Raw genomic sequence first — 5598 nt, 5'->3', positions numbered from 1 at the left:
GGGCGACCCGCCGGCCCGCGCCGCCTACGACCGCGCCGCCCGGGCGCTGGCGGCCGGGATCGCGGCCACCGCCGCCCTCGTCGAGATCGAGATCGCCGTCATCGGGGGCGGAGTCGCCCGGGCGGGCGCGGTCCTGTTCGACCCGCTGCGCGAGGAACTGCGGCGGTACGCGACGCTGCCCTACGTCCAGGGGCTCGAGATCGCCCCGGCCACCACCGGGACGGACGCCGGGCTCATCGGCGCCGCCGCGGCGGCGTGGCGGCTCCTGGGGGCCGAGGTGGCGTGAGCGGGCCGGGCCCGTCCGGCTCGACCTCTTATGGCTGGGCCCCTTACGGCCCGGCCCCGGCGTACGGGCGGGCCTCCGGAGGGAAGCCCTCGGGGGGCTCAGGGACTCAGGGGCTCTGGGGAACTTGCCCTCAGGGGAGCTTGTGCTTGCCGTGCCGCAGGGGCTCTTCCGGTTCGGCCGCTCCTGCGGGCGAGACGGAGGGCGGGCCGGACGTGTCCTGGGGGATGTCGGGGCCCCCGGACGCCGGGTCGCCCTCGGAGGGCCGGGCACCGGCCTCCAGCTGGTCGAGGCGTGCGGTCAGGATCTGCCGTACCTGCGGCCGGTCGGCGTGCGCCCGCTCGTACTCCAGGAGCTGTCGCACCTCGTCGCTCCCCAGTGACCTGATCCGGTGCTCCACGCTTCCCGCGGGCAACTGGTCGTAGTCGGGCAGCGGCAGGGAGTTGGACTGCTGTGCTGACATGGGGTTCCGGCCTCCTCGGTGCGCCACGGATTCCGGTTGTCCGGTGCCCGCCGGTCCTCGCCGGGCACCGTCCCGTCCGGGCCGTGGTCCCGCGGCGAGCGCGGCGGCCCGGCGGGCAACGCAGTCCGACGGGTAACCAGCGGCGCGCCCGGCACACGTGCGCGATCAGGCCGGAGGCCGCGGTGGCGCACCCGCGTCAGCCCGACCGCACCGCGCGGGCGTACGCCGCCGGTGTCGTGCCCACCGCCGCGGTGAAGTCGCGCACCAGGTGCGCCTGGTCGCTGTAGCCCAGCTCGGCCGCCAGCGCGGCCCAGTCCGTCGCCGGGCGGTGGGTGACGCGTTCCACCGCCTCGTGGACCCGGTAGCGCAGGATCGTCCATTTCGGGCTGACGCCGACGTAGGTGGCGAACAGCCGCTGCAGGGTCCGTACGGAGACGCCCTCGTCGGCCGCGAGATGTTCGACGCGCCGAACGGTGCGGTCGGTGCGCACACGGTGGGCGAGCGCCACGGCGCGCTCGGCCGCCGGGTCGGCGGTGGGGGAGAGGGAGAGCAGGAAGGCGTCGAGCGCGGCCACCCGGGCGTCCTCCGCCTCCGGCCGCAGCACACGCGACGGAGCATCCTGTCCGCGGCCGAACGCCTCCGCCAGCTCCAGCCGCCTGCCGGTGAGCGCGGTGAGTGGACGGGGCGGTGACAGGAAGGGACGGAAGCCGCCCGGCCGGAACTGCACCCCGCACACCCGTCCGGTCCCCTCCAGCTCGGTGGTGAAGAGCCCGGTCCCCACGCCCGCGACCACTCCGCTCTCCGGCGCGAGGTCCGCCGGGCCGCGCCGTTCGAGGACCAGGTTCACGCAGGGGTGCGGGACCACGTGCGAGACGTAGGGCTCGGACAGGTCCCAGTCGATCAGCCAGTAGTGCTCCACCCAGCGCCGCAGCGGTGCGGCCGGCAGCCTGCGGCGGAAGCGGACCCGCGCCATCAGCTCGGGGGCGCGCACGATGCCCCGCGTGTCGCGGCGCGGCCCCTCCGCACCCTCCCTGCCGTCCATCCTGGGGCCGGCCGCCCCGGTGGGGGCGGGGGCGCCGGGCAGGGAGGCCCGGAATCCTGTCGCCCCGGTCCGGGCGCCGGTCGCGGCGGTCCGGCTTCCCGCCGCGGCGGTCCGGCCTCCCGCTGTCGCGGCTGCCGTTCCGGCTGCGGCTCCGGCTCCCTCCCGGGCGACCGCTCCGGCGCCGGTGTCACCCGATCCGCCCTGATCTGCCATGGCGGGATCCTAGGCGCCGCTTCCGTGTCGCGTTTCTTCAAGCCGTCCCCCGCACCGGGCGCCTAGCGTGTCCGCATGGCGAACGCACTTTCCCCTCTCATCGACAGCGCCGCCCGCGCCACCGACCCCGTGGTCCGCGGGGTCGAGGACGGGCAGCTAACCCTCCCCACCCCCTGCGCCGAGTACGACGTCCGCGCCCTGCTCAACCACCTCTTCCACGTCGTCGTCGGCTTCCAGGCGCTGGCCGCCCGGGGCCAGGCCGACTTCTCCACCACCCCCGACTACCTCCAGGGGGACTGGCGTGACCGCTTCGGCGAGGAGACCGTGAAACTCGTCGAGGCGTGGTCGGCGCCCGACGCGCTCGAGGGCGTCTCGCAGGGCATGGGACTCCCGCAGCGGACCGTCGCGCACATGGTGATGGGCGACCTGGTCGTCCACGGCTGGGACCTGGCCCGCGCCACCGGGCAGGACTACCGTCCCGACCAGGCCGCGCTCGGTGAGGTCCGTCCCGCCTTTCAGGAGATGGCGCCCATGGCGCGCAAGGCGGGAGCCTTCGGGGAGGAGGTGCCCGTGGCGTCCGACGCCACTCCGTTCGAGAAGCTGCTCGCCGGCACCGGCCGCGATCCCCACTGGGCACCCAGCTGAGCCGCCCCCAACGCCCGTTGCCCCCTCTGTCCCCGACTCCTCTGTCTCCGGCTCCGCTGCCCCCGGCTCCGCTGTCTGTGACGGGTTTCCGGCTCGGGAAGGGTCGCACGCGCTCGCCGAACGCGCCGGGGCGCAAGCGCCGTGCCCCCCGGAGTGCGCGCCGAGCCGACCCGGCGCGTTTCCCCTACCGGGTGATGCGGGCAACTGAACGGGGGACGACGGATGAGGGGGGACCACCGTGATCGTCTGGCTGAACGGCGCGTTCGGCGCGGGCAAGACCACCGCGGCGTACGAACTCCTGGACCTGCTCCCGGGCAGCACGCTCTTCGACCCGGAAGTCATCGGCGCCGGACTGCGCGGAATGCTGCCCAAGGAACACCTCGGGCGGATATCCGACATCCAGGAACTACGGTCATGGCGGCGGCTCGTGGTGGACACGGCCGCCGCTTTGCTGACCGAGATCCCGGGCCCGCTGATCACTCCGATGACGCTGCTGCGCCGCGAGTACCGGGATGAGATGTTCGGCGCGTTCGCCGCCCGGCGCATACCCGTACGCCATCTGCTGCTGCACGCCGAGGAAACCGCCCTGCGGGAGCGCATCGCCGCCCGCGCCACCACCGACGGCGCCTCCACCAGAGCCTGGTGCCTGGGGCATCTGCCCCCCTACCAGGCGGCGTTGCCATGGATCACCGCCGAGGCGCACACCGTCAACACGACCTATCTCACCCCCCGCCGCACCGCCGAACGCCTCGCCGAGGCGATCCGGGCGGGGGAGGGTGCCGTGGACATCGTGCAGACGCCCGAACCGAAGGCCGAGACGGTGGCCGCGGGGGTCCTGCTCTTCGACGACCGCGACCGGGTGCTGCTCGTCGACCCTACCTACAAGCCAGGATGGGAGTTCCCCGGCGGCATCGTCGAGCGGGGCGAGGCACCCAGCACCGCGGGGGTCCGTGAGGTCTTCGAGGAGCTGGGGCTGAGGCTGACCGGAGAGCCCTCCCTGCTCGTCGTCGACTGGGAGCCGCCGCGCCCGCCCGCGTTCGGGGGGATGCGGCTGCTCTTCGACGGGGGCCGGCTCGCGGCCGATGAGGCCGCCGCACTGCTGCTGCCCAGCGCCGAACTGCGCGGCTGGCGCTTCGTGACGGAGGAGGAGGCCGCGGGGCTCCTGCCGCCGAACCGGCTTGAGCGGCTGCGCTGCGCCCTGCACGCCCGCCGGCTGGGACACCCCCTCTACCTGGAGGCGGGTGTCCCGACCGGCACCGGAAACCTGCTGCGCTGACACGCGGCCGGACACGCGCGGAAGGATGAGCACCGACGGACACGCGCCGACGGGTGTCCGCGCTGACGGGCGTCCGGGCGGGCGGGTGTCCGGGCCGACGGATGTCCGGTGCCGGTGCCGGACGGGGACGATCCGGTGCAGGCGGCCAAGTGCAGGTGGTCAGGCGCAGGCGGCCAAGTGCACAAGGTCAGGCGCGGACAGCGGGCGCCGGCGGCCGGGCGCGGACGGTCCGCGCAGGCGGTCAGGCGCTCTTCTGCTCCGCGTAGCCGTGCAGGAAGAGCGCCTCGGCCACCGCCATCCGCTCCAGCTCGCGCGGGTCCACGCTCTCGTTCGCCGCGTGGATCCGCGCCTCGGGCTCGCTCAGCCCGATGAGCAGGATCTCGGCGTCGGGGTAGAGCGCGTCCAGCGCGTTGCACAGCGGGATGGAACCGCCCATACCGGAGATCTGCATCTCCTGCCCGTCGTACGCCGTCCGCAGCGCCTGGGCCATCGCGGTGTAGGCCGGGCTGGAGGTGTCCGCGCTGAACGGCTGGCCCTGGCCCACCACTTCGGTCGTCACCCGGGCCTGCCACGGCACATGCGACTCCAGGTGCGCCCGCAGCAGCGCGATGGCCTTCTCGACGTCCGTGCCCGGGGGGATCCGCAGTGAGATCAGCGCGCGGGCCGAGGCGTGCACCGACGGGGTGGCGCCCACGACCGGCGGGCAGTCGATGCCGAGCACGGTCACGGCCGGGCGGGCCCACAGCCGGTCGGCGACCGTGCCGCTGCCGAGCAGGCCGACCCCGTCGAGCACCTTGGCGTCGCGCCGGAAGTCCTCCTCCGGGTAGGGCATGCCCTCCCAGCGCGCGTCCGCCTCCAGCCCGTCGATGACGGTGTTGCCCTCGGCGTCCCGCATCGAGTCGAGCGTGCGCAGCAGCGCCGCCAGCGCGTCGGGCGCCGCGCCGCCGAACAGCCCCGAGTGCAGGTTGCCTTCGAGGGTGTCCACCTGGATGCGCAGCAGGGTCATCCCGCGCAGTGTGGCGGTGACCGTCGGCAGCCCGCACCGGAAGTTGCCCGCGTCCCCGATGACGATGGTGTCGGCGGCCAGCAACTCCGGGTGCGCGCGGGCGTACTGCTCCAGTCCGCCGGTGCCCTGCTCCTCCGAGCCCTCCACGATCATCTTGACCGACACCGGCAGCCCGCCGTTCTCCTTGACGGCCCGCAGCGCCAGCAGGTGCATGAGGAAGCCGCCCTTGCAGTCGGCGGCGCCCCGCCCGTACCAGCGGCCGTCCGCGCCGTCGGTCAGCTCGAACGGCGGGGTGCGCCAGGCCGCCTCGTCCAGCGGCGGCTGCACGTCGTAGTGCGCGTACAGCAGCACGGTGGGCGCGCCCTCGGGGCCGGGCAGGTGGCCGTAGACCGACTGGGTGCCGTCCGGGGTGTCGAGTGCCGCCACGTCCTGGAAGCCCTCCGTGCGCAGGGCCTCGGCGATCCAGGCGGCGGCACCCTCGCACTCGCTCCGGGGGAACTGCTCCGGGTCCGCGACCGAGCGGAAGGCGACCAGTTCGGCCAGCTCGGACTTCGCCCGCGGCATCAGGGAGGCGACGGTGGCGCTGACGCCGGCCGCCAGGGCGGGGACGCCGGACGCCGTGGCCGGGGTGGCGGCCTTCGGGCCGGACGGGGGCTGCTGCATGGGAACG

Annotated in this window: 6 protein-coding genes; 3 read left to right on the top strand and 3 right to left on the bottom strand. The window is 74.8% G+C overall.

Annotated elements, in window-relative coordinates:
• On the top strand, nt 1-286 hold a 286-nt coding region (locus FM076_RS03330), incomplete at its 5' end, for an ROK family protein (protein ID WP_173868444.1).
• 130 nt (nt 287-416) lie between these two features.
• Here the strand turns inward: FM076_RS03330 and FM076_RS03325 are convergent.
• Nucleotides 417-746 carry a hypothetical protein gene (locus FM076_RS03325; protein WP_173868443.1) on the bottom strand — a complete coding sequence of 110 codons (330 nt, stop codon included), beginning with the start codon at nt 744-746 and terminating at the stop codon, nt 417-419.
• A 196-nt stretch (nt 747-942) separates the two neighbouring features.
• Nucleotides 943-1788 carry a helix-turn-helix domain-containing protein gene (locus tag FM076_RS03320; RefSeq protein ID WP_173874482.1) on the bottom strand — a complete coding sequence of 282 codons (846 nt, stop codon included), beginning with the start codon at nt 1786-1788 and terminating at the stop codon, nt 943-945.
• A 288-nt stretch (nt 1789-2076) separates the two neighbouring features.
• On the opposite strand from FM076_RS03320, the gene FM076_RS03315 reads away from it, so the two are divergent.
• The gene (locus FM076_RS03315) at nt 2077-2646 is read left to right on the top strand and encodes a TIGR03086 family metal-binding protein (RefSeq protein WP_173868442.1); all 570 of its coding nucleotides are present in this window, start codon (nt 2077-2079) and stop codon (nt 2644-2646) included.
• A gap of 238 nt (nt 2647-2884) precedes the next feature.
• Nucleotides 2885-3922 carry an NUDIX domain-containing protein gene (locus tag FM076_RS03310; RefSeq protein ID WP_173868441.1) on the top strand — a complete coding sequence of 346 codons (1038 nt, stop codon included), beginning with the start codon at nt 2885-2887 and terminating at the stop codon, nt 3920-3922.
• 241 nt (nt 3923-4163) lie between these two features.
• Here the strand turns inward: FM076_RS03310 and FM076_RS03305 are convergent, their stop codons facing one another.
• Entirely contained in the window at nt 4164-5492 is a 1329-nt protein-coding gene (locus tag FM076_RS03305) for a dipeptidase (RefSeq protein WP_243274767.1), read from the bottom strand.
• Nucleotides 5493-5598: the final 106 nt, after the last annotated feature.

Source organism: Streptomyces albus subsp. chlorinus, from assembly GCF_013302895.1.
Classification (GTDB): Bacteria; Actinomycetota; Actinomycetes; order Streptomycetales; family Streptomycetaceae; genus Streptomyces; species Streptomyces chlorinus.
This window is presented reverse-complemented; position numbering and strand designations above follow the sequence as displayed.